Source organism: Micromonospora sp. NPDC002575 (genome assembly GCF_042889525.1).
Classification (GTDB): domain Bacteria; phylum Actinomycetota; class Actinomycetes; order Mycobacteriales; family Micromonosporaceae; genus Micromonospora; species Micromonospora carbonacea.
The window spans coordinates 16,854-37,771 of the sequence record NZ_JBIARA010000017.1; the positions used below are offsets into that span (position 1 = coordinate 16,854).

The 20,918-nt window shown below is 72.1% G+C and carries 15 protein-coding genes; 3 read left to right on the forward strand and 12 right to left on the reverse strand.

From position 1 onward, the window contains the following. Positions 1-45: 45 nt before the first annotated feature. A complete protein-coding gene (locus tag ACFYWL_RS23325; protein ID WP_386976132.1) occupies positions 46-1,755 on the forward strand; it encodes an amylo-alpha-1,6-glucosidase in 1,710 nt (569 codons plus the stop codon). A 9-nt stretch (positions 1,756-1,764) separates the two neighbouring features. Here the strand turns inward: ACFYWL_RS23325 and ACFYWL_RS23330 are convergent, their stop codons facing one another. The 6 genes from ACFYWL_RS23330 to ACFYWL_RS23355 all read right to left on the reverse strand — a co-directional run bounded on the left by ACFYWL_RS23330 (position 1,765) and on the right by ACFYWL_RS23355 (position 9,771). Further along, positions 1,765-2,778, reverse strand: coding sequence for a LacI family DNA-binding transcriptional regulator (locus tag ACFYWL_RS23330; protein ID WP_386976135.1), 1,014 nt, complete (start codon positions 2,776-2,778; stop codon positions 1,765-1,767). A 243-nt stretch (positions 2,779-3,021) separates the two neighbouring features. After that, positions 3,022-5,418 carry an RICIN domain-containing protein gene (locus tag ACFYWL_RS23335; protein ID WP_386976138.1) on the reverse strand — a complete coding sequence of 799 codons (2,397 nt, stop codon included), beginning with the start codon at positions 5,416-5,418 and terminating at the stop codon, positions 3,022-3,024. 36 nt (positions 5,419-5,454) lie between these two features. Continuing rightward, complete coding sequence (locus ACFYWL_RS23340; protein WP_386976141.1) at positions 5,455-6,693, reverse strand: mandelate racemase/muconate lactonizing enzyme family protein; 1,239 nt, start codon at positions 6,691-6,693, stop codon at positions 5,455-5,457. Position 6,694: 1 nt separating this feature from the next. Next, positions 6,695-7,522, reverse strand: a complete 828-nt coding sequence (locus ACFYWL_RS23345) for a carbohydrate ABC transporter permease (protein ID WP_386976144.1) — start codon at positions 7,520-7,522, stop codon at positions 6,695-6,697. Continuing rightward, positions 7,522-8,499, reverse strand: a complete 978-nt coding sequence (locus ACFYWL_RS23350) for a carbohydrate ABC transporter permease (protein WP_386976147.1) — start codon at positions 8,497-8,499, stop codon at positions 7,522-7,524. Before ACFYWL_RS23350 ends, ACFYWL_RS23345 begins: the two co-directional genes overlap by 1 nt. Before the next feature lie 3 nt (positions 8,500-8,502). Continuing rightward, a complete protein-coding gene (locus tag ACFYWL_RS23355) occupies positions 8,503-9,771 on the reverse strand; it encodes an ABC transporter substrate-binding protein (RefSeq protein ID WP_386976150.1) in 1,269 nt (422 codons plus the stop codon). A gap of 154 nt (positions 9,772-9,925) precedes the next feature. Here ACFYWL_RS23355 and ACFYWL_RS23360 point away from each other — a divergent pair, with 154 nt between their 5' ends. Further along, the gene (locus ACFYWL_RS23360) at positions 9,926-10,693 is read left to right on the forward strand and encodes a FadR/GntR family transcriptional regulator (protein WP_386976153.1); all 768 of its coding nucleotides are present in this window, start codon (positions 9,926-9,928) and stop codon (positions 10,691-10,693) included. 65 nt (positions 10,694-10,758) lie between these two features. Here the strand turns inward: ACFYWL_RS23360 and ACFYWL_RS23365 are convergent, their stop codons facing one another. From ACFYWL_RS23365 to ACFYWL_RS23390, 6 genes are all read right to left on the reverse strand, one after another. After that, entirely contained in the window at positions 10,759-13,170 is a 2,412-nt protein-coding gene (locus ACFYWL_RS23365) for a ricin-type beta-trefoil lectin domain protein (protein ID WP_386976156.1), read from the reverse strand. Positions 13,171-13,416: 246 nt separating this feature from the next. Next, positions 13,417-14,112 (reverse strand): FadR/GntR family transcriptional regulator, encoded by a 696-nt coding sequence (locus tag ACFYWL_RS23370; RefSeq protein WP_386976159.1) that lies wholly within the window; start codon positions 14,110-14,112, stop codon positions 13,417-13,419. Between the two features lie 218 nt (positions 14,113-14,330). Next, positions 14,331-15,644 carry a PHB depolymerase family esterase gene (locus tag ACFYWL_RS23375; protein WP_386976162.1) on the reverse strand — a complete coding sequence of 438 codons (1,314 nt, stop codon included), beginning with the start codon at positions 15,642-15,644 and terminating at the stop codon, positions 14,331-14,333. Between the two features lie 139 nt (positions 15,645-15,783). After that, a complete protein-coding gene (locus ACFYWL_RS23380) occupies positions 15,784-17,172 on the reverse strand; it encodes an endo-1,4-beta-xylanase (protein WP_386976165.1) in 1,389 nt (462 codons plus the stop codon). A 384-nt stretch (positions 17,173-17,556) separates the two neighbouring features. Further along, complete coding sequence (locus ACFYWL_RS23385) at positions 17,557-18,006, reverse strand: iron chaperone (RefSeq protein WP_386976168.1); 450 nt, start codon at positions 18,004-18,006, stop codon at positions 17,557-17,559. A gap of 154 nt (positions 18,007-18,160) precedes the next feature. After that, complete coding sequence (locus ACFYWL_RS23390; RefSeq protein ID WP_386976171.1) at positions 18,161-19,132, reverse strand: PaaX family transcriptional regulator C-terminal domain-containing protein; 972 nt, start codon at positions 19,130-19,132, stop codon at positions 18,161-18,163. A gap of 296 nt (positions 19,133-19,428) precedes the next feature. Here ACFYWL_RS23390 and ACFYWL_RS23395 point away from each other — a divergent pair, with 296 nt between their 5' ends. Further along, positions 19,429-20,787: a PHB depolymerase family esterase gene (locus ACFYWL_RS23395; RefSeq protein WP_386976174.1), complete on the forward strand. Its 1,359-nt coding sequence runs from the start codon at positions 19,429-19,431 to the stop codon at positions 20,785-20,787. Positions 20,788-20,918: the final 131 nt, after the last annotated feature.

Consider the following 20,918-nt stretch of genomic DNA (forward strand, 5'->3'; position numbering starts at 1 on the left):
CGCCGGGGATCGACCGCCCGCACGACAGAAAGGCACCCGCCACCCATGACCGTCGCCCTGTCCGGTCCGGAGTTCCCCATCCAGGACATCCCGTTCAGCTACCGCGGGTCCTGGCTCGACATCTCCCCCGTGATCGCCGAGAAGACGTACGCCGACGACCTGCACCTGGTCTCGCACCAGACCGGGCTGCACGCCGTGCTGCGCCTCGCCCCGGCGGGGTCCGGCGCCACGGTCGTCGCCACCCCCACGCTGCTGACCTGGCGCGACGGGGCCGGCCGGATCGAGGCCGTCTACGCCGGGCCGGACACCGTGCGGCTGCGGGGCCGGGGGCTCGGGCTGCGGATCGCCGCGGCGGCGTCCACCCTCACCCCGTTCAGCGGCACCTACCTCTACCTCGACCCGCTCGACGGCTCGCACGTGTTCACCTCGTACGAGACCGGCCGCCGCTACCGGGTCACCGTGCTCTCCGGCGCGCTGCGGCGCACCGCGGGCGTCGAGGCGCTCGGCGCCGCCGACCGGTTCCTCGACCTGCCCGGCGACCAGCCGTGGGAGGTCGCGATCGAGGAGCACGAGACCGCGCGCCCGCCGTACGCCGCGCCCGTCGCCTTCGACCGGCTGTGCCGCGAACGCAGCGCCGAGTTCGCCGCCTTCCTCGACGCGGTCGCGCCGTGGCGCGGCGCGGACACCCCGGCCGCCGACCTGGCCGCGTACGTGCTGTGGTCGGCCACCGTCGCCCCCGCGGGCTTCGTCACCCGGCCCGCCGTCCTGATGTCCAAGCACTGGATGGACAAGGTGTGGAGCTGGGACCACTGCTTCAACGCGATCGCCCTGGCCGCCGGCGAGCCGGAGCTGGCCTGGCACCAGTTCCACCTGCCCTTCGACCACCAGGACCCGGCCGGGGCCCTGCCCGACTCCGTCACCCACTCCGAGGTCCTGCACAACTACGTCAAGCCGCCCATCCACGGCTGGGCCCTGCGGCACCTGCGCCGACGCCTGCCCGCGCCGCCGGACCGGGCGGCGCTGGCCCAGACGTACGACCGGCTGGCCCGCTGGACCGGGTTCTGGCTGGACGCGCGCCGGGCCCCCGGCCAGGACCTGCCCCACTACCAGCACGGCAACGACAGCGGCTGGGACAACGCCACCACCTTCGACGGCGGCCGGGTCCTGCAGACCGCCGACCTCGCCGCGTTCCTGGTCGCGCAACTGCGCTGCCTGGCCGACCTCGCCGCCGAGCTGGGCGAGCCCGCCGGCCGCTGGTCCGCCGAGGCCGGCCGGATCCGCGCGGCGATGCTGCGGGACCTGTGGGACGGCGCGCGCTTCACCGCCCGCGACCCGCGCACGGGGCGGCGGCGGGCGAGCCGCAGCCTGCTCGACCTGATGCCCGTCACGCTCGGCGCGGACCTGCCCGCCCCGGTCGCCGCCGCGCTGGCCCGGGGCGTCGAGGCCCACCTGACCACGCACGGGCTGGCCACCGAGCCGCCGGACTCGGCCGACTACCTGGCCGACGGCTACTGGCGCGGCCCGATCTGGGCCCCCTCCACGGTGCTGGTCGAGGACGGGCTGCGCCGCGCCGGGCACACCGGGCTCGCCGACGAGATCAGCCGGCGCTTCCTCGCGCTGTGCGAGAAGTCCGGCTTCGCGGAGAACTTCGACGCCGAGACCGGCGCGGGGCTGCGGGACCGCGCGTACACCTGGACCGCGAGCAGCTATCTCCTCCTCGCCGCCGCCGGGCAGCGGCGGGCCGCCGGCGGGTAGCCGGCCCGGTCAGCGGGGCCGGGCCGGGCCGGTGCTGGACCGCAGCGAGACGGGCGGGCTGTAGAGGCGGTGGCGCGGCACGGCGTCGGGGGCGGCGATGATCTCCAGCAGCAGCGCCACCGCCTCGGTGCCCATGTCGCGCATCGGCACGTCCGCGGCGGTCAGCGGCGGGGAGAAGTCCTCGGCCCAGTGCTGGGCGGCGACCCCGGTGACGGAGAAGTCCCCCGGCACGGCCAGCCCGGCGCCGGCCAGGGCGCGCTGCACGCCGGGCAGCGCGGCCTCGTTGATGGTGGCCATCGCGGTGAGCTGCGGGTGCGTCGCGAGCAGCTGGTCCACGCACGCCTCGCCGGAGGCGGCGTCGTCGCCACAGCAGACGTCGACACCGACCAGGCCGCGCTCCGCCACCGCCGCCCGGAAGCCGGCCAGCGCCCGGTGGCTGGGCCCGTAGCCGGAGGCGACCAGTTCGGCGGAACGGTTCACCAGGGCCACGTGCCGGTGTCCCAGGTCGGCCAGGTGGTGCACGCACCGGGCGATCAGCCCGGCGTAGTCGATGTCGATCCAGCTCATGCCGTGCGGCTCGGCCGTCCGGCCGATCGTGACGAACGGCAGGCCCACCTTGGCCAGCCGGGTCACCCGGTCGTCGGCCAGCCGGATCTCCATCAGGACCACCCCGTCGACCCGACGCCCGGCGACGATCCGCTCGAACGAGCGGTCGTGGTCGCCGCCGGACGGGGACAGCAGCACGTCCAGGTCGTGCCGGGCCGCCGCCTCGACGACGCTGGCGACGAAGCCCAGTTGCATGTCGGTCAGCCGCTGGCTGGCCGGGGGGATCACCAGCCCGAGGGTGCGGGTGCGCCCCTCCTTCAGCGCGCGGGCGCTGGCGTTGGGCCGGTAGTCCAGCTCGTCGATGACCGCCTGGATCCGCTGTCGGGTCGCCTCCGACACGGTCCGCTTCCCGCTCAGCACGTACGACACGGTGCTGCGGGACACCCCCGCCCGCCGGGCGATCTCCCCGATGTTCATCACACCGCCCTCGACTCGACGCCCGCCCCGGCGCTCGGGGGACGGGCCACGCTCCGCGCCGAAGCATAGCCCTCCCCCGTTCCCGGGCCGGTCCGGGACAGTGGCCGGGCGGTCACGCCGGGTCGCCCCGGGCCGGGCGGTCGGCGGGGTGCGGCGGCGGCAGCCGCCCCGCCGCTAGCCGGCGGCCGGCGCCGAGGTGCGGCGCGCGGGGCCGGCGACGTGCCGGCCCCGCGCGCCCTCCGCTCAGCTCCGCAGGCTCCACTGCTGGTTCGTGCCGCCGTTGCACGCCCAGAGGATGAGCTTCGTGCCGTTGGCCATGGCGGCGCCGTTGGCGTCCAGGCAGAGCCCGGACTGCGCGCCGGTGATCGTGCCGTTGGCGTTGACGTTCCACTGCTGGTTGGCCTGCCCGTTGCAGTCCCAGATCACGACCTGGGTGCCGTTGGCGGTGCCCTGGCCGGAGGCGTCCAGGCACTTGGTGCCGTAGACCATGAGCTGCCGGCCGGCGGTCTGCGTCCACCGCTGGTTGGCCGCGCCAACGCAGTCCCAGAGCTGGGCCTGGGTGCCGTTGGTCGTGCTGGAGCCGCCGATCTCGGCGCACCGGCCGGACTGGACGCCGACGATCTGCACGCCCTGCGCCGGCGGGTTGCTGCCGCCCTGCACCCCGGCGTTGGCCATCACGGTCTGCGCGCCCGAGGGCCAGTTGTTGTTGCTGACGACCGTGTTGTTGTTGACGACGTTGCCCCGGTCGCCGTTGGTCACGTTGGTGCTGTTGTTGGTCGACCAGTTGTTGGTGACGGTGAAGTTGCCCATGTTCTCCGCGTACCAGTAGTTGGCGGTGGCCCAGGTGCCGGTGTTGGAGAACACGTTGCTGCGGGCGGTGTAGTAGCGGGACCCCTCGTCGAAGTAGAGCCCGAACCAGCCGTTGGTGCGCAGGCAGTAGTTCTCGTTGATGGTCGCGCCCGGGTTCGCCGACAGGGTGTAGATGCATCCGCCGTCGGTCATCTGCTGCATGACGTCGTGCACGTAGTTGCCGATGACCTGGTTGTTGGACGCGGTGGTGGCCGTCGTGTAGCGGGGCTGGTAGTTGTACAGGCCGCGGTTGGCGTAGTGGTTGCTGCCGCCGGCGTCGTTGGCCCCCCAGCCGTAGCCGACCGACAGGCCGGTGTACGGCATGTTGTAGACCTCGTTGTGGGAGACCAGGGCGGTGCTGACGTAGGTGGTCAGGATCGACACGACGCCCCGGTACTCCAGGCCCAGGTCGTGCACCCGGTTGTTGCTGACGGTGATGTTCCGGTTGACCATCCGCTGGTCGGCGGGGTGGTGGGCGTCGGCGCGCACGCCGCCGACGACGATGCCGCCGGCCGAGTTGCGGGCGATCTCGGATCGGGTGACGGTGATGTTGCTGGCGCCGAGGCCGACGCCGCTGGCGTGGGCGTTGGCGTCGTTGCCGATGCCGATGGCGGTCTGCCCGAGGTTGACGAACTGGGAGTCGCTGAAGCTGATGGTGTTCGCGGCGGACACCTGCACGGCGGCGGGCATCTGGGCCCAGTTCGGCCGGGTGGCCTCGAACTGCGGGCAGCCGGCCTGGCAGGAGGTCAGGGCGTCGGCCGGACGGGCCCAGGTGCCGACGATGTGCGCGCCGGTCTGCTGGTCGGCGAAGCCGTTGCTGCTGCTGGGGCCGAGCCAGCTGGTGCCGGTGAAGGTGATCCCGCTGAACGAGATGTGGTGCGCGGGCGCGTCGTAGGTGCCGCCGACGTTCACCAGGGACTGCAACTGCGGCAGCTCCACGCTGGTGCTGCTCATGTTCTGCCCGGCCAGCGGGATGTAGTTGAGCTGCCCGCTGCCCGGGTTCAGGTACCACTCGCCGGGTGCGTCGAGGAACTCGTAGGCGTTGGTCAGGTAGAACGGGCCCGCGCGGTGCGGGCTGGACAGGGTGTCGAAGCCGAACGTGTTGTTGTTCCAGGCCGGCTGTTGCATGGTGAGGAAGTTGCCGCTGATGCTCTGCACCGGGGAGTACCGGTCGGTGAACGAGCCGACGCTCTCCACCTCGACCCGGTTCTGGTTGCCGAGGTTGTTCAGGTAGTTCAGCGAGCTGTTGCTGAACCGCAGGCCGGTGGTGGTGAAGGTGAAGTCGGCCCGGTTGACGGCGGTGCGCGCGCGGGTGGCGACGGCGCCGTTGACGTAGAGCTGCCGGCTGTCGAGGCCGGCGGGGACGCTGGCCCGCCAGATGTTCTTGCCCGAGTCGACAAGCGACCAGCCGGTGACCGCCCGGGCGCCGCTGATGACGGGGCGGGCGGACGCGGCGGCCCGCCACGTCACGGTGTAGCCGTTCGTGCCGGAGTCGGCGGCGGTCATCCGCAGCGGCGCGGCGAGCCGGTACACGCCGTCGGCCAGCTCGACGACGATGTCGCCGGACATCGACGCGGTGCGGGAGCGGACGGCGTTCTGCGCCTCGGTCAGCGCACACGGCTGGCTGGCCGAGCACGCGGTGCCGCTGCCGGAGGGGGACGCGTAGAGGGTGGTGGTGGCGGCGAGGGCGGGTGTCGCCACGGCGAACACGGCGGCTGCGGCGGCGAGCGCCGCCGCGGCGACGCCGGCCAGCACCGGCCGACGCCTGCTGGGGGATGACGGGACGGGCACGGCGGGACTCCTATCGTGGTGGGGTGGCGGCCGGCGTCAGGGCCGGACGGCGGGCGAGACGCCGTCGTGGGTGTGTGCGGGCGCGCCGGGCCGGACGGTGGCGTGCGGTCGCGCCGTGGTGTGGGTGTGGTCGGCCACCGCCAGCAGGCGTCGCCCGGCCCGTTCCGGCCGGACGTTGGGGCCGTCTGCGGCCGGGGCCTGCGGGCGGCGGTGCGGGGCGCGGAGCTGGTCCTCGGCGATCGTGACGCCCAGGCCGGGTGAGTCGCCGAGGACGAACGCGCCGTCGGAGACGTGCAGGTCGAGGCTGACCCCGACCGGGGCGTGCAGGTCCTGCAACTCGCTGACCAGATGGTTCGGCACCGACGTGGCGGCGTGCAGCAGCCCGATGGGGCTGTTGCCGATCGGGCTGACCGGCAGGTCGAAGGCGTGCGCCAGGGCGGACACCCGCAGGAAGTGGGTGACGCCCCACACCGCGGACGCCTGGACGACGTCGACCGCCGCGGCGGCGAGCAGCGGACGGTACTGTTCCAGGCCGGTGAGGTTCTCGCCGGTCGCGACCGAGGCGCGGATGCCCTGTCCGACGGCGGCGAGGCCCTCGGCGTCCCACCGGCGCACGGGCTCCTCGATCCAGATGAGGTCCAGGGTGCGTTCCAGCTCGCAGACGTGCCGGACGGCCTGCTTGCGGGTCCACGCCTCGTTCACGTCGAGCATCAGGCCGGGCCGCTGCCCGTGCGCGGCCTCGGTCAGCACGTCCCGCACCAGGTGCAGTCGGTCGCGGTCCCGCTCGATGTCGAGGCCGCCCTTGAGCTTGGCGGCCCGCAGCCCGTGCCGGGCGTAGTCCTCGTACGCCGCGACCAGTTCGTCGTCGCCGAGCCCGATGTCCAGGCCGGACGCGTAGGCGGGCACCCGCCGGTCGCGCCCGCCCAGCAGCCGCCAGAGCGGTTGCCCGGCCGCCTGTGCCTTGATGTCCCACAGGGCGGTGTCGAGCGCGCCGATGGTCCCGAAGACCGAGCCCGCGTGGCCGGCCTTGAACGTCTGCCGCAGCATCCGGTCGTACAGGCTGGTCACGGCGCGGGGGTCCTCGCCGTGGATCGCCGCGAAGATGTTCTCGATGTCCCCGTGCGGCCCGAGGCCGACGCCGGTGATGCCCTCGTCGGTCTCGACCAGGACGATCGGCACGGCGGTGACGCCGTCGGCGAAGACGCCGTTGGCGTCCCCGACGGGGCGTCCCCATTCCTGGCTGGTCGTGAGGGTCCGGTATCCGGTGATCCGCATGTCAGCCCTTCGTGGAGCCGGCGGCGACGCCATCGGCGATCTGACGCTGGAGGAAGAGGTAGATCACCAGGACGGGGATCGCGGCGATCAACACCCCGGAGGCGAAGGTGGGGATGTCGGCGGAGTACTGCCCGCGTAGCGAGGTCACCCCGACCATGAGGGTGCGGTGCTCGGCCGAGGGCATCAGCAGCAGCGCGATCAGCACGTCGTTCCAGCAGAACAGGGCGTCGAGGATGCCGACCGACAGCAGCGCCGGGGCGCCCAGGGGCAGCATGATCCGCCGGTAGACGCCGTACACGCTGTTGCCGTCGATGCGGGCCGCGTCGACGATCTCCGTCGGGATGGTCCGGTAGTAGCTGGTCATCAAGAAGATCGTGAAGGGGAGGAACTGCGCGACGTAGGCGAGGACGAGGCCGGGGTAGGTGTCGACGAGCCCGGCGTCGGCCATGATCCGGTTCAGCGGCACCATGATCACCTGGAACGGGACGAAGAGCGCCGCGAGGCAGCCCAGGAACAGCGCCGACGAGCCCCGGAAGCGCAGTTGGCTCAGCGCGAAGCCGGCCATGGAACCGAACAGCAGCAGCAGGACCACCGCGGCGGTCACCGTGCCGACCGAGTTGGCCAGGTAACGGCCCATGTCGACGGTGCTCCACGCGGTGGCGATGTTGTCCCAGCGCAGGTCGTCGGCCAGCGAGAAACGGTCGAGGACGTACTCGCGGCGGGTCTTCATCGCCACGTTGGCGGTGAACACCAGCGGATAGATCGTCGCCAGCGCCAGGAGGGCCATCGGGAGGGCGAGCAGCCACCTGCTCGGCCGGACGCGGGACATCAAACCTCCCTCACCCCCCGCCGGAGCAGGCCGATCTGCAGCAGCCCGACCACGAGCATGACGCCGAACAGCACCGTCGAGGCGGCCGACGCGAGCGCCGGCCGGTTCATCTGGCCCTGCTGGATCCAGATGTAGTACTCGGGCAGGTAGGTCGAGCCCTCCGGGCCGCCGCTGGTCATCACGTAGAGCAGGCCGAACATGGAGGTCAGCATCCCGATCATGGTGGTCACGAAGACGAACTGGATGGTGCGGGAGAGGCTGGGGACGATGACGTGCCGGATGGTCTGGGGCAGCGACGCGCCGTCCACCCGGGCGGCGTCCAGCAGCGAGGCGTCCAGGGTGGCGAAGCCGGCGAGGAACACCACCAGCGCCATGCCGAAGGTCGCCCAGACATGCACCCCGACCACCACGAACATCGCCACGTCGGGGTCGCCGAGCCAGTCCGTGGGCCCGATGCCGACGCCGCCGAGCACGGTGTTGAGCGGGCCGTCGAAGGCGAGCAGGAGGTTGAAGATGGCGCCGACGATGACCGGGGAGAGCACCGCCGGGAAGAAGTAGACGCTGCGGTAGAGGCGGTGCCCCGGCACGCGCAGGTAGATGAAGGTCGCGAGCAGGCCGGGAATCGCCACCGCCACGGGCAGCAGCAGCACGAGCAGCCCGACGTTGCGCAGCGCGGTCCGGAACAGCGGGTCGGCGAACAGTTCCCGGTAGTTGTCGAGACCGACCATCGTCCCGTCGCGGTCGCCGTCCCCGGTGAAGGAGAAGTTGATCCCGAGCACCAGCGGCCACAGCCGCAGCAGCACGATGATCAGCACGGCCGGGGCCAGCAGGACGAACGGGGCGAGGCGCTCCGCGCGCCGGGCGCGCCGACCGCGCCGGGCGGCGGCGCCCGGCGGCGCGGGCGACGGGCGTCGCGCCCGGTCGGTCCGCCCGGCCACCACCGGGCGGACCGACGTCAGCGGCTCTCCACTGGGCACGGGTCAACCGGCCTGGTCCGAGGCCGCCAACTGCTGGACGGCCTCGTCGACGGTGATCGAGCCGCTCAGCAGCTTCTGGGAGACCCGGCCCATCAGGTCCAGGGTGCGCGAGGAGAGCGCCACGTGCAGGGCGGGCTTGCCGCTGGCGAGGTCGGCGACGATCGTGGTCACGGCCGGTCCGCCCTTCGACACGTCGATGGTCGTGTCGGCGGCGATCGCGCCGGCCTGCGCGTGGAAGGCCGTCAGAGCGTCTGTCGAGGTCAACGACCGCACCAGGTCGGCGGCCAGCTTCGGGTCCTTGGTCCACTTGGCGACCCCGTAGCCGATGCCGCCGTCGAACGGCAGGCTCGGGGTGGCCCCGGGGACGACCACCGGCGCGCGCATCACGCCGACCTTGTCGGCGGTGAGGAACTCGCCGAAGTCCTTCCAGTGCCCGATGTCCGACATCAGGCCGATGACGTGGGATGCCTTGGCGGACTGGAAGAGCGCGAAGGCGTCGTTGAACATCGCCGTCGAGTTCGGCCCGTCGCTGTTGAGCTTCGCGTCCTGGGTCTCCTTCCAGAGCGCGAAGATCCGCTTGACGTGGGGCGAGGTCCAGTCCCGCTTGCCGGCGATCCAGGCGTCGTACTCCTGCGGGGTGAGCACGCCCGAGCCGAGGGCCGAGAGGAAGAACTGGATCCCGATGCCCTCCTTGTTGCCGAGGGCGAAGCACTTCGCGCCGGTCCGTTCCGTGATCGTGGCGCAGTTGGCGACGAACTCGGGCCACGTGGCCGCCGGCTTGGCCGGGTCGAGGCCGGCCTTCTCGTAGAGCGCCCGGTTGTAGTAGATCGGGTGGCCCTGGAGGGTGACCGGGCCGGCGTAGGTCTTGCCGTCCTTGGTGAACGCGTCCCAGCCGGCCAGCCGTTGCCGGTCCTCGGCCACGTACTCGTCCAGCGGCAGGAGCGCGTCCACCCGGTCCCGGATCTGCCCGCCCCCGTTGAACAGGATCACGTCGGGCCCCTTGCCCGACTGGATCGCCGTGCCGAGCAGGGTGTAGTACTGGTCGTGGGGCTGGGCGACGAACTCGACGGTCACGCCGGGGTGCTTCCTGGCGAAGTCCGCCTTCGCCTTCTCGACGTACTGCGCGGCGGTGGCCTCACCGGACTTCCAGTCCCAGACCACCAGTTTCGCGTCGGAGCCACCGGGCGAGGAGCGCGTCCCCGAGGCGCTCCCGCAGCCACCCAGCACCAGTGCCGCGACGAGTATCGCTGGCCACACCGCTCGCTGCTTCATCGCTGCTCACCTTCGACTATGCGAGTGCCGGAAAGCCGGCCGTCGATGCAAGAATTGACGAGAAGGTAACTCGTATGACGTATGACGTCAACACTGAGGCGTAGAATTTCCCGACGGCGCCACGACCGCCGCCCGCGGGGGCACTGGAGGGGACATGACGGCAGCACAGCAGACCACCCCGAGCACCTCTGGCCCCCCGGCGTGGGCCCGGCGGCCCGCCAACCTCGCCACGGCGGTCACCGCGGAGCTCGTGGAGCGCATCGTCCGCGGGGTGCACCCCCCGGGGACTCCCCTGCCTCCCGAGCCGGCGCTGTGCGGGGCGTTCTCCGTGAGCCGCACGGTCGTGCGGGAGGCGGTGAAGATCCTCCAGGAGAAGGGGCTGGTGCAGGTCCGCCAGGGCAGCGGCACCATCGTCACCTCGCCGTCGACGTGGGACATGCTCGACGAACTCGTCCTCGCGGCGACCATCGCCGAGGACGACAGCCTGGCGATCCTCGACGACCTGGTCGTCACCCGCCGGGTGCTGGAGTCCGACATGGCCAACGTCGCCGCCCGCCTCGCCGACCAGGAGACCGTCGACCGGCTGCGCGCCCTGGTCGACCGGATGGACGAGCTGGTGGACGACCACGTCACGTACCACGAGCACGACCGCGCGTTCCACGACGTGATCATGCAGGCGTCGGGGAACCGCATCGCCCGTGGCGTGGTGCGGGCCCTGGAGAGCCAGGTCGTGAACACCGCCCGGTACATGGGCCGCACCGAGCGCGCGCTCTGCGTGGCGTCCAACCGGGGACACCGGCGCATCTACGAACGCATCGCGGCCCACGACCCCGACGGCGCCGCCCAGGCCATGATCACCCACATCACCGAGGCGTGGCTCGTCCGCCGCAGCGGGCCGGACACCGCCCGGCTGGTGCGCTGACGCGCGCACCGCCGCCGGGAGGGGCACCCCTGGGGCGGCCCCTCCCGGGCAGGCGCGGTCAGCGGTCAGCTCCGCGTCCACTTCTGGCTGTTGCCGCCGGTGCAGGTCGAGATGACCACCTGCGTGCCGTTGGCGGTGCCGCCGCCGGTCGGGGACAGGCACAGCCCGGACTGCACCCCGGTGATCGTGCCGTCGGTGTTGAGGTTCCACTGCTGGTTGGCGCCGCCGGTGCAGTCCCAGATGATCACCCTCGTGCCCGACGAGGTCGCCGCGCCCTCGGCGTCCAGACACTTCGTGCCGTACACCTGGAGCTGCTTGCCGGCGGTCTGCGTCCACTGCTGGTTGGCCCCGCCGTTGCAGTCCCACAGTGTCAGCTGGGTGCCGTTGGTCTGCGACTGGGACGGGACGTCCAGGCACCGGCCGGCGTTGGTGTTGCGCAGCGGGAACTGCGTGCCGCCGCCCACGCCGGGGACGACGCTGAGGTTGTCGAACTGGGCGGTCTGGCCCTGGCTGGTGCCGAAGCCGACGAGGCCCGCGCCGAAGGACGAGTCGGTGGCCGTGCCCACGGCGACCCCGTCGACGGTGGCGGTGATGGTGCTGCCGGAGAAGCCGAGGGCGAGGCTGTGCCAGCGGTTGGTGCCGAGCGCGGCGACGGTGCCGCTGCGCAGGGTGGTGAGCTGGTTGCTGGTGTTGTTGCGCAGGATCGACCAGGCGCCGGCGTCGGTGACCCGCAGGAAGTACGCGTTCTGGGCGCTGACCGGGTCCAGGTTCTGGCTGCCGACCCGGCCCTCCAGCTGGACGTAGCCGGCCCTCTCCAACAGCACGTCGGCCGAGACCGTGTAGTTGTTCCAGTTCAGGTTGCCGCCGTACGTGCTGGGGTCGGCCAGGGTCTTCCAGGTGATCGGCGCCATCGGGGACGACTGGCGCAGGCACATGCCGGCACGGCCGCCGCCGCAGGCGGCGGTCTCGAACGCGCCCTGGTTGTCCTGGAGGTACCGGGCCAGCTTGCCGGCGGGGTAGCTGTCGAAGTTGTCGCTGTAGGGCAGGCTCAGTTGGCCCTGCGGGGGGCTGGTCGCGGCGCCCTTGCCGCCGCCGGTCGTGGTGGTGATCGTGTAGAGGTGGCCGGGCTGCACGGTCAGCGAGTAGGCCCCGCCGGACGGGGTGATGTCGGCGCCCCGGACGAAGTGGTCGGCGGTGTTGTTGGAGTTCAGGTTGGTCGACCACACGCGCACGGAGCCGGTGGAGAGCCCGCCGGTGACGCTGAGGTTCAGCGTCTGCGCGGCGGTCGCGTCCATCGTCTCGATGACCGTGGTGTAGTCGGAGTTGTTCGGCGACTTCAGCGACACGTAGCTGCCGTTGCTGCGCACGCCGCCGAGGTAGCCGCTGGACGAGTCCAGGTACTTCCAGCCCGGGGCGGTGAACTGGGTGGTGTGGGCCAGCGTCCAGGAGTTCTTGCCCACGGCGTACCAGCCGGACCAGGGCTGGTTGGCCAGCATCAGCCCGACGGTCGCCCAGGGGATGTTCGTGGTGGTCGCGCCGATGAGGTTCCAGTTGATGTACGCGGTCATCCGCCCGTCGAGGTAGCCCCGGTTGATGCCGCGCGCCAGCGGCTTGGCCCCGTCGTTGTAGTCCTGCGAGCCGCCCTCGCTGTTCCACAGGGTCTCCCCGGTGGCGGTGGCGTTGGCCGAGACGGTGCAGGTGGTCTGCGCGGCCAGGTAGCCGCACGGGTAGTGGCCGCCGATGACGTCGATCGCGTTGCGCAGCGCCGCGTTGTTGACGGCCACGTTGGCCGGGTTCCAGCTGCCCGGGTAGTCGTCGCCGAAGATGAGCTTCACCCCGGCGTAGCCGTTGTTGTTGAGCGCGGTACGCAGGTTGATGGTCCAGTTGGCGTCGTACAACCGCTCGTTCTGTGCGGCGGTGAGGTAGTCGATCGTCAGGTTGTGCTGCCTGGCGCAGCCCAGCCAGGACAGGTGGTAGTCGATCGAGTCCTGGGACATGAAGGTGCCGTTGCCGATCCAGCCCGGCGCGCCCCAGGCCAGCCCGACGAGCTTGATGTTCGGGTTACGGAGCTTGGCCTGCTCCATGATCCACCACTCGTAGCCGCGGTTGCAGTCGAGGTCGCCGCGGAAGTGGGAGTGGCTCGGCTCGGACCCGCTGGTGGAGTTGGTGTCGCCGCCGATCTCCACCTTGAGGATCTGCAACGAGGCGCCGTAGTTGGGCTTGAAGAGGTAGTCGAGGATCTGGCCGCGCTGGGGTTCCGGGTAGTCGATCAACAGCCGGCTGTTGCCGCCGCCGCCGCTGACCGCGCCGAGGCCGTCGAAGGTCTTGCCGCCCGACGCCCCGTTGATCGTGATCGAGGTGGCGGCCCGGGCCGGCGCGGCGAGCCCGCCCACCGCGCCGCCGGCGGCGAGCAGGCTCCCGGCGACCAGGAGCGCGAGGGCCGATGGGCGGCGGAAGAGCCGCCTGGATTCTGACATGGGTCGGGGCCTCCCCGGGAACACGGCTCGACCTCGCCGGCCTGGTCACCCCGCTGGGACCGACACCCGTGTGGTGGTGGTGCGGTGCGGTGCGGCATGAGGGAGGATAGGGTCGCGCCTATTCATAGATAAACGTCGACTAGTTAGTCGTCATACGTTATATCTCTCGCGCGGGTGCGGGTCAACCCTCCCCGGGGCCGGCGCGGCGTCGGGCCGTGGCGGCGAGGCCGCCGGGAGCGGGGCCGGTCAGCCGTCCGCCGCCTGCGCGGCGAGCACCCGGCGCAGCCACGCCTCGGAGGTGTTGACGTGCATCAGCGCGCTGGCCTGGGCGAGCAACTGGTCGCGCGCGCGCAGCGCCAGGTAGATCGCGTGGTGCTCGTCGATCGTCTGGTGCGCCGAGTTGCCCTCGATCAACCCGCGCCACACCCGCGCCCGCACCGTACGGCTCGACAGCCCGTCCAGCAGCGAGGTGAGGGTCTCGTTGCCGGTCGCGGCGACGACGGTGTGGTGGAACGCGGTGTCGAACCGGATCAGCTTCTCCGCGTCGTCGGCCGCCGCCCGCATCTCCTCCAGGATCCGGCTGAGCTCGTCGAGGCCGTCGTCGGTCATCCGCAGCGCCGCCAGGCCGGTGGCCACCGGCTCCAGCATCCGGCGCACCTCCATCACCTCCAGCAGCGTGTCGTCGCGCAGCAGCTCCACCGCGACGCCCAGGCCCTCCAGCAGCAGCCGGGGGGCGAGGCTGGTGACGTACGTGCCGTCGCCCCGCCGCACGTCGAGCACCCGGGCCGATTCGAGCACCTTCACCGCCTCCCGCACCCCGCTGCGCGACAGCCCCATCTGCGCCGCCAGTTGCGGCTCCGGCGGCAGCCGCGCGCCCGGCGGCAGCTCGCCGCTCTGGATCATGCTCCGGATCTTCGCGATCGCGTCGTCGGTCAGTGCCACGCCGGCCCCCTCAGCACCCGCCGCCATGCGCCGACGGCACGGGACCCGGCACCCACGCCCAGCGGGTGCCGGCAGCACCCCACTATAGAGACATCACATGTTTGCCACCCGGCACGAGCGGGGCCGGGGGCGCGCCGGAAGCACGACGAGGCCCCGGGGCGACGGACCGTCCGTCCGTCGCCCCGGAGCCGGGGTACGCCTGCCGCCCGTCCGGTGGGTCAGGAGGCGGTGCAGGTGGGGGTCTGGGTCGGCGCGGTGCCGTTGCCCTGGAACCCGAACTCCGTCACCTGACCAGCGGCGAGCTGACCGTTGTAGTCCACGTTGGCGAACCGCACCGTCCCCGAACTACCACTGGCCGTCGCCGACCACGTGCCCGTCACACTCGTGCCACCCGGCAACGTCACACTCACGCTCCAACCCCGGGTACCACCAGAACCAGCCGTCACCTTCACCGTCGCCACGAACCCACCCGTCCACGAGTTCGCCGACACCGACGCCGAACACCCCGCCCCACCCGGCGGCGGAGTCGTCGGAGGCGGGGTCGTCGGAGGCGGAGTCGTCGGGGGCGGCGTGGTCGGAGGCGGGGTCGTCGGGGGCGGCGTGGTGGGGCTGGCCACGTCGAAGCCGAGGAAGCGGATGGCCTGCGCGGCGTCGAACGGGATGGAGTGGCCGTATCCCTGGAAGCTGATCGCCTCGACCGGCGCCGTGCCGCCGGTGCCGCCGTAGCGGGTGCGGGTGGCGCTGGTCTGCGGGTAGTCGGTGGAGGCGGGCGTCTGGGACACGCCGAGCACGTTGGTCCACTGCTTGATCTGCTCGCCGAAGTTGACGTAGCTCAGCGTGGTGTCCGTGGTGCCGTGCCAGATCTGCATGCGGGGACGCCTGCCGGTGTAGCCGGGGTAGGCGTTGCGGACCAGGTCGCCCCACTGCTGCGGGGTCTTGACGATCCGTCCGCCGGAGCACTCGCTGTTCCACTCCGAGCCGTTCGTGGTGGCGAAGCAGCCGAACGGCACGCCGGAGGAGCTCACCCCGGCGTGGAACACGTCCGGGTAGAGGCCGGCCATCACGTTGGTCATCATGGCCCCCGACGAGAAGCCGATGACGCCGATGCGGTTCGCGTCGACCGGGTAGCGCCCCCGCACGTAGTCGATCATGGACTTGAGGCCGACGGGGTCGCTGCCGCCGTCGCGGCGCAGGGCCTGCGGGGAGGAGACGTCCCAGCACTTGCTGCTGCGGGTCACCGACGGATAGATCACGATGTAGCCGTAGCGGTCGGCGAGGGAGCTGAGCTGGTAGCCGGTGTGCAGCGCCGGGCCGCTGCCGGTGCAGTAGTGCAGGGCCAGCAGCAGCGCGGGCCGGGCCGCCACCCGGTCCGGCACGTACAGGTGCATCTGAAGGTTGGTCGGGTTGGTGCCGAAGTTGGTCACCTGGGTGAGCGTCGCGGCCGACGCGGGGGTGGCGGCGCTGATCACGGCCGTCGTCGTCGCCAGGGCCGTCGCCAGCGCGACCGCCAGCAGGGCGATCCTTCGTTTCATCGGCGGTTCCTTCGTGGTGGGTGGGGTGCGGCGGCGGGGCGGTGCCCGGCCCGGCCGGGCCGCGCGCCGGTCGACGGGCGGGCCCGACCAGGGGCCGTCGGCCCGACCCGGAGCACCCCGGGCCGGGCCGACGGGCGGGTCAGCTGGCGGTGCAGGTGGGGGTCTGGGTGGGCGCGGTGCCGTTGCCCTGGAACCCGAACTCCGTCACCTGACCAGCGGCGAGCTGACCGTTGTAGTCCACGTTGGCGAACCGCACCGTCCCCGAACTACCACTGGCCGTCGCCGACCACGTGCCCGTCACACTCGTGCCACCCGGCAACGTCACACTCACGCTCCAACCCCGGGTACCACCAGAACCAGCAGTCACCTTCACCGTCGCCACGAACCCACCCGTCCACGAGTTCGCCGACACCGACGCCGAACACCCCGCCCCACCCGGCGGCGGAGTCGTCGGAGGCGGGGTCGTCGGGTTCGGCGGGGTGGTGGTGGGGTTCGGCGGGGTGGTCGTCGGGTTGGGGATGCCGGGGCCGGCGTTGAGGGCGTTGAGGACGGAGTCGTACGCCGGCTTCTTGTTGCCGTTGCAGTCGAACAGCAGGGCGTTGTCGGACCCGCGCCACGAGTCGCAGTCCCGCACGCCCCACACGGTGATGCCGGTGCAGCGCGACACGTTCATGCAGGCCCGGGTGACCGCGCCGAAGATGTTGGCCTGGTTGCCGCCGGTCATGACGTCCAGCTCGGTGATCTGCACGTCGACGCCGAGGTCGGCGAAGCGCTGGAGGTTGGCCTGGTAGTCGCTGGCCAGCGTGGTGCCCAGGTGGGACTGGAAGCCGACGCAGTCGATCGGCACGCCCCGGGACTTGAAGTCGCGCACCATGTTGTAGATGCCGGTCGACTTCGCGTTGACCCCGTCGGTGTTGTAGTCGTTGTAGCAGAGCTTTGCGCCCGGGTCGGCGGCCCGCGCGGCGCGGAACGCCGCCTCGATCCAGTCGTTGCCGGTGCGCTGGAGGTTGGAGTCACGCCGGCCGCCGCTGTTGCCGTCGGCGAACGCCTCGTTCACCACGTCCCAGGCGTAGATCTGCCCCTTGAAGTGGGTGGCGACCTGGGTGACGTGGTTGATCATCGCGCTGCGCAGGGCGCTGCCGGACATGTTCTGCGCCCAGCCCGGCTCCTGCTGGTGCCAGAGCAGGGCGTGGCCCCGCACGCTCATCCCGTTGGCCCGGGCGTGGCTGACGAGGCGGTCGCCGCCGCTGTAGTTGAACTGGCCCTGCTGCGGCTCGGTGGCGTCCCACTTCATCTCGTTCTCGGCCACGACGCTGTTGAACTCGCGGTTGAGAATCGTCGTGTACGTGCTGTTGGAGAGTTTGCCCGTCGCGACCGCGGCGCCGAAGTAGCGGCCCTTCTCGGCCGCCGCGGCCCGCAGGGTCGTCCCGGCGCTCGCGGCGGGGGCCATGGCCACCAGCACACCGGCGGTGAGTGCGCCGGTGACCGCGAGGGTCACCGTCGTCAGGAGGGCTCTCTTGCGTCTCATGTCGATTCCTTCTCCGGGTGGATTGCAGCGGTGGTGGTGCGCCCGGATTCGCTTCGCAGAGGAGATCCGGGCGGATGATCGTGAAACGGTCACTGTGGCCGCGCGCGGCCCGTCCCGCCGTCACCGGCAGCGCTGATGGGGGTGCTGACACGACCCCCGCATGCCCTGTGGGGAAGTCGCGCTCCCGAGGTGCGACCGGCAGGCCCGCCCGGTGGGCCATCGACGCCGGCATCCTCGACATCGACTGTGAACGATAACAAGTCCTCCGTCAAGTCCTGCCGAATCGCACCGGTTCGCGCTGCCTGTGCTGGGCGGCGACGACACCACCGACCACCCGGGACTGCTGGGCCACGCTCACGATCGACCACGGCCGCCGGGCCCCGGTCAGGAGACGGCGGCCCTGACCAGCTCGACGACCTTCCGCTCGACGGCGGGGCTCCACGCTTGCAGCGCGTACGCCACCGGCCACAGGTCGCCGTCGTCGAGGTTGGCCGCGTCCTGGAAGCCGAGGGTCGAGTAGCGGTAGTTGAACTTGCCCGAGTCCTGGAAGAAGACGACGATCTTGCCGTCCGCGTCGGCGTAGGCGGGCATCCCGTACCAGGTCTTGGCCGAAAGCTGCGGGGCGGCGGCGGTCACCGCCATGTGCACACGCTCGGCGAGCGCGCGGTCCTGCGGCGCCATCTGCGCGATCCGGTCGAGGACCGCCTGGATCCCGTCGGCCTTCTTGGCGCCCTTCCTGCCCTCGGCGCGCAGCTCGGCGGCGCGCTCCTTCATCGCGGCGCGCTCCTCGGGGGTGAAGCCGTCGGACGCGGTCGCGGACTCCTTGGCGGACATGCGGGCTCCCTTGCACCGTTGCGGGCCGGCGGAGTGCCGGCTACCTGGCAAAAGGCTAGGCCCGACGGCGTGGCCGTGCTTCTCGATTCCTGATCGGTCCGCCGGGCCGGGCGGGACGCCTCGCGACGGGCCCACCGGCGGCCGGGAGGGGAGGTCAGGGCACGGGGGTGGCCGCATCGCACACCCCGGCGAGGAGATCGGCGGTGGTGTGGGCCGCGATGCCGGGCTGCGCGCCGTCGGTGAACCGCGCGACGACCGCCCGGACGTGCCGCTCGGCGGGTTCGGCGAGGCCGTCGTAGACCGCCGCGAACAGCTCCCGGGCCCGCTGCCTCGGCCACCCGCGCGGCAGCAGGTCCAGCGGCAACTGCGGATCGAGGGTGGGAAAGCGCCGGTAGGTGTCCATGACCTCGGTGCGCGCCCGCACGGCCGCCGCGCCGTCGAGCCGCCCGGACCTCAGCCGGGGCGACAGCGGGCTCCACCGCCGCAGGAACTCCTCGTAGTGCAGCTTGATCGCGTCGACGTCCCAGGCGTCGACGGGGGCACGGTGGCTGACCGCGTCGAGGTCGGCCTGCCGGCCGCGGAACACCGTGACGGCGCCGAGGGTGAGCTGGGCGAGCTGCGCCCGCGCCTTGGGCGTCAGCTCGTACGGGGAGATCCACAGCCCGTCGTACAGCGGCGCGTAGCCGAGCCAGCGGAGCCGGCCGCGCAGGGCCCGCCGCTGCGCGCTCCGCTCCTGCGGCAGGGAGAAGGCCACGATCGTCCAGCACCCGTCCCACGGCAGCGCCGTGGCGGTGGACGCCACGATCCAGTGCCCGCCCGCCGCGAGGCTGGCGGCGGCGGCGCGGCTGAGCCGGTAGGCGCTGCGCCGGCCCTGGCGGCTGCCCTCCAGCACGCCCCGACGGGCCAGCCGGCTGATCGCGGTCCGGGCGCCGGCCGTGGACACCCCGGCCTCGGCGAGCAGCGCGACGATGGCGGCGGACGGGAGCGCGGCCCGGGTCCGCAGCGTGTAGTCCGCCAGCAGGGTCACCGCGACCCCCTGGGGGGAGTTGCCGGACTGCCTGCGGGGCAGCCGCAGCGGGTGCTCGTCGTCCGGATAGATCTCCTCGATGCTGAACGGGCTTGCCACAGGCGCTCCGGGCTCGAACTCGGGGACGGAACAACGACTCTAGACGGATCTCCGGCGACCCGGCTCGCCACGGCGGGCGCACCCTGACCAGGCCGGACCGACACCCAATGTGATCGAGCCACATCGATTGACACTTGTGGGACCCAGGGGAACACTAAGTGCTATATGATGCCCCGCGGAGCCGGGCGGGCGAGCACACGCAATGGGCGACACGCGATCCTGCGGGGCCGGGCACCCCCGACCGGAGCGCGCGTGGCCCGACCTCAGCCTGCACAGGTGACCGAAGGAGTCGTCCCGTGAGAATCAGAAGGAAACTGCTGCTCGGCCTGGCCACGACCCTGGTGGCGGCCGGCCTGGTGGCCCCGACGTTCCAGCCCGCGTACGCGGCGTCGCTGGTCGAGGTGACCAGCTTCGGCAACAACCCGGGCCGGATGCGCATGCACATCTACGTGCCGGACAACCGGCCGGCGCGGCCGGCGACCGTGGTGGCCATGCACGGCTGCGGCGGCTCGGGCCCCGCCTTCTACTCCGGCAGCGAGTTCGCCTCCCTCGCCGACCGGTACGGATTCATCGTGATCTACCCGACCGCGACCCAGCAGGCCGGGTTCGGCAACTGCTTCGACACCTGGTCGGACGCCGCCAAGCGCCACGACGGCGGCAGCGACCCGGTGTCGCTCGTCTCGATGATCCGCTACGCGCAGCAGCAGTACGGCGCCGACCCCGAGCGGGTCTACGCCACCGGCAGCTCGTCCGGCGGCATGATGACCAACCACATGCTGGCCGTCTACCCCGAGGTGTTCAAGGCCGGGGCCGCGTTCATGGGGGTGCCCTACAACTGCTTCGCCGGCGCGGCGGACTACCCGCCGGGCAGCAGCCAGTGCACCGGCGGCAACATGAACCGGACGCCGCAGCAGTGGGGCGACGCGGTCCGCCAGCAGGCGTACCCCGGCTACTCCGGCCCGCGCCCGCGCGTGCAGGTGTGGCACGGCACCGCCGACACGCTCGTGCCGTACAGCCTGCTCCAGGAGTCGATCGAGCAGTGGACGAACGTGTTCGGCCTCAGCCAGACCCCCACGTCCACCGACACCCCGCAGTCCGGCTGGAACCGCCGCCGGTACGCCGACGCCAGCGGCGTCGTCCAGGTCGAGGCGTACAGCATCCAGGGCGCCGGGCACAGCCTGCCCTCCGGCGGCATGGCCGCGGTCGCCATCCAGTTCTTCGGGCTGACCAGCACGCCGAGCCCGACCGCCACGCCCAGCCCCACCGTGTCGCCCACCCCGACCACGACGCCCGACCCGACCACGCCCCCGCCGTCGCCGACCACGCCGCCGGCCTCCGGCGCCTGCCGCGTGACCGTCGCCGTCAACGCCTGGAACACCGGGCTGACCGCGAACCTCACCATCACCAACACCGGCGTCAGCGCCGTCAACGGCTGGTCCCTGGTGTTCGGTCTGCCAGCCGGACAGACCATCACCTCCGGCTGGAACGCCACCTACTCCCCCACCTCCGGGCAGGTGACGGCCAGGAACGTCGCCTACAACGCGGCCATCCCGGCCAACGGATCGATCGACATCGGCTTCCAGGTCACCCACGGCGGCAACGCCGCCAAGCCGACCTCGTTCGCCCTCAACGGCGCGGCCTGCACGGTCGCCTGACGACGCCGAGCTCCGGGGACGGGCATGCCCCGGCATGCCTCCCCGGAGCACCGGCGGTGTCGCCACCGGCCACACGAACGCGCCGGGCGGGTCGCGCCCGCCCCCTGCGCCATCTCCATCATATGGGCCGG

Coding starts and splice junctions, on each gene's coding strand:
- ACFYWL_RS23325 (WP_386976132.1), top strand. CDS start 46: ATGACCGTCGCCCTGTCCGGTCCGGAGTTCCCCATCCAGGACATCCCG.
- ACFYWL_RS23330 (WP_386976135.1), bottom strand. CDS start 2,778: ATGAACATCGGGGAGATCGCCCGGCGGGCGGGGGTGTCCCGCAGCACC.
- ACFYWL_RS23340 (WP_386976141.1), bottom strand. CDS start 6,693: ATGCGGATCACCGGATACCGGACCCTCACGACCAGCCAGGAATGGGGA.
- ACFYWL_RS23345 (WP_386976144.1), bottom strand. CDS start 7,522: ATGTCCCGCGTCCGGCCGAGCAGGTGGCTGCTCGCCCTCCCGATGGCC.
- ACFYWL_RS23355 (WP_386976150.1), bottom strand. CDS start 9,771: ATGAAGCAGCGAGCGGTGTGGCCAGCGATACTCGTCGCGGCACTGGTG.
- ACFYWL_RS23360 (WP_386976153.1), top strand. CDS start 9,926: ATGACGGCAGCACAGCAGACCACCCCGAGCACCTCTGGCCCCCCGGCG.
- ACFYWL_RS23365 (WP_386976156.1), bottom strand. CDS start 13,170: ATGTCAGAATCCAGGCGGCTCTTCCGCCGCCCATCGGCCCTCGCGCTC.
- ACFYWL_RS23375 (WP_386976162.1), bottom strand. CDS start 15,644: ATGAAACGAAGGATCGCCCTGCTGGCGGTCGCGCTGGCGACGGCCCTG.
- ACFYWL_RS23380 (WP_386976165.1), bottom strand. CDS start 17,172: ATGAGACGCAAGAGAGCCCTCCTGACGACGGTGACCCTCGCGGTCACC.
- ACFYWL_RS23385 (WP_386976168.1), bottom strand. CDS start 18,006: ATGTCCGCCAAGGAGTCCGCGACCGCGTCCGACGGCTTCACCCCCGAG.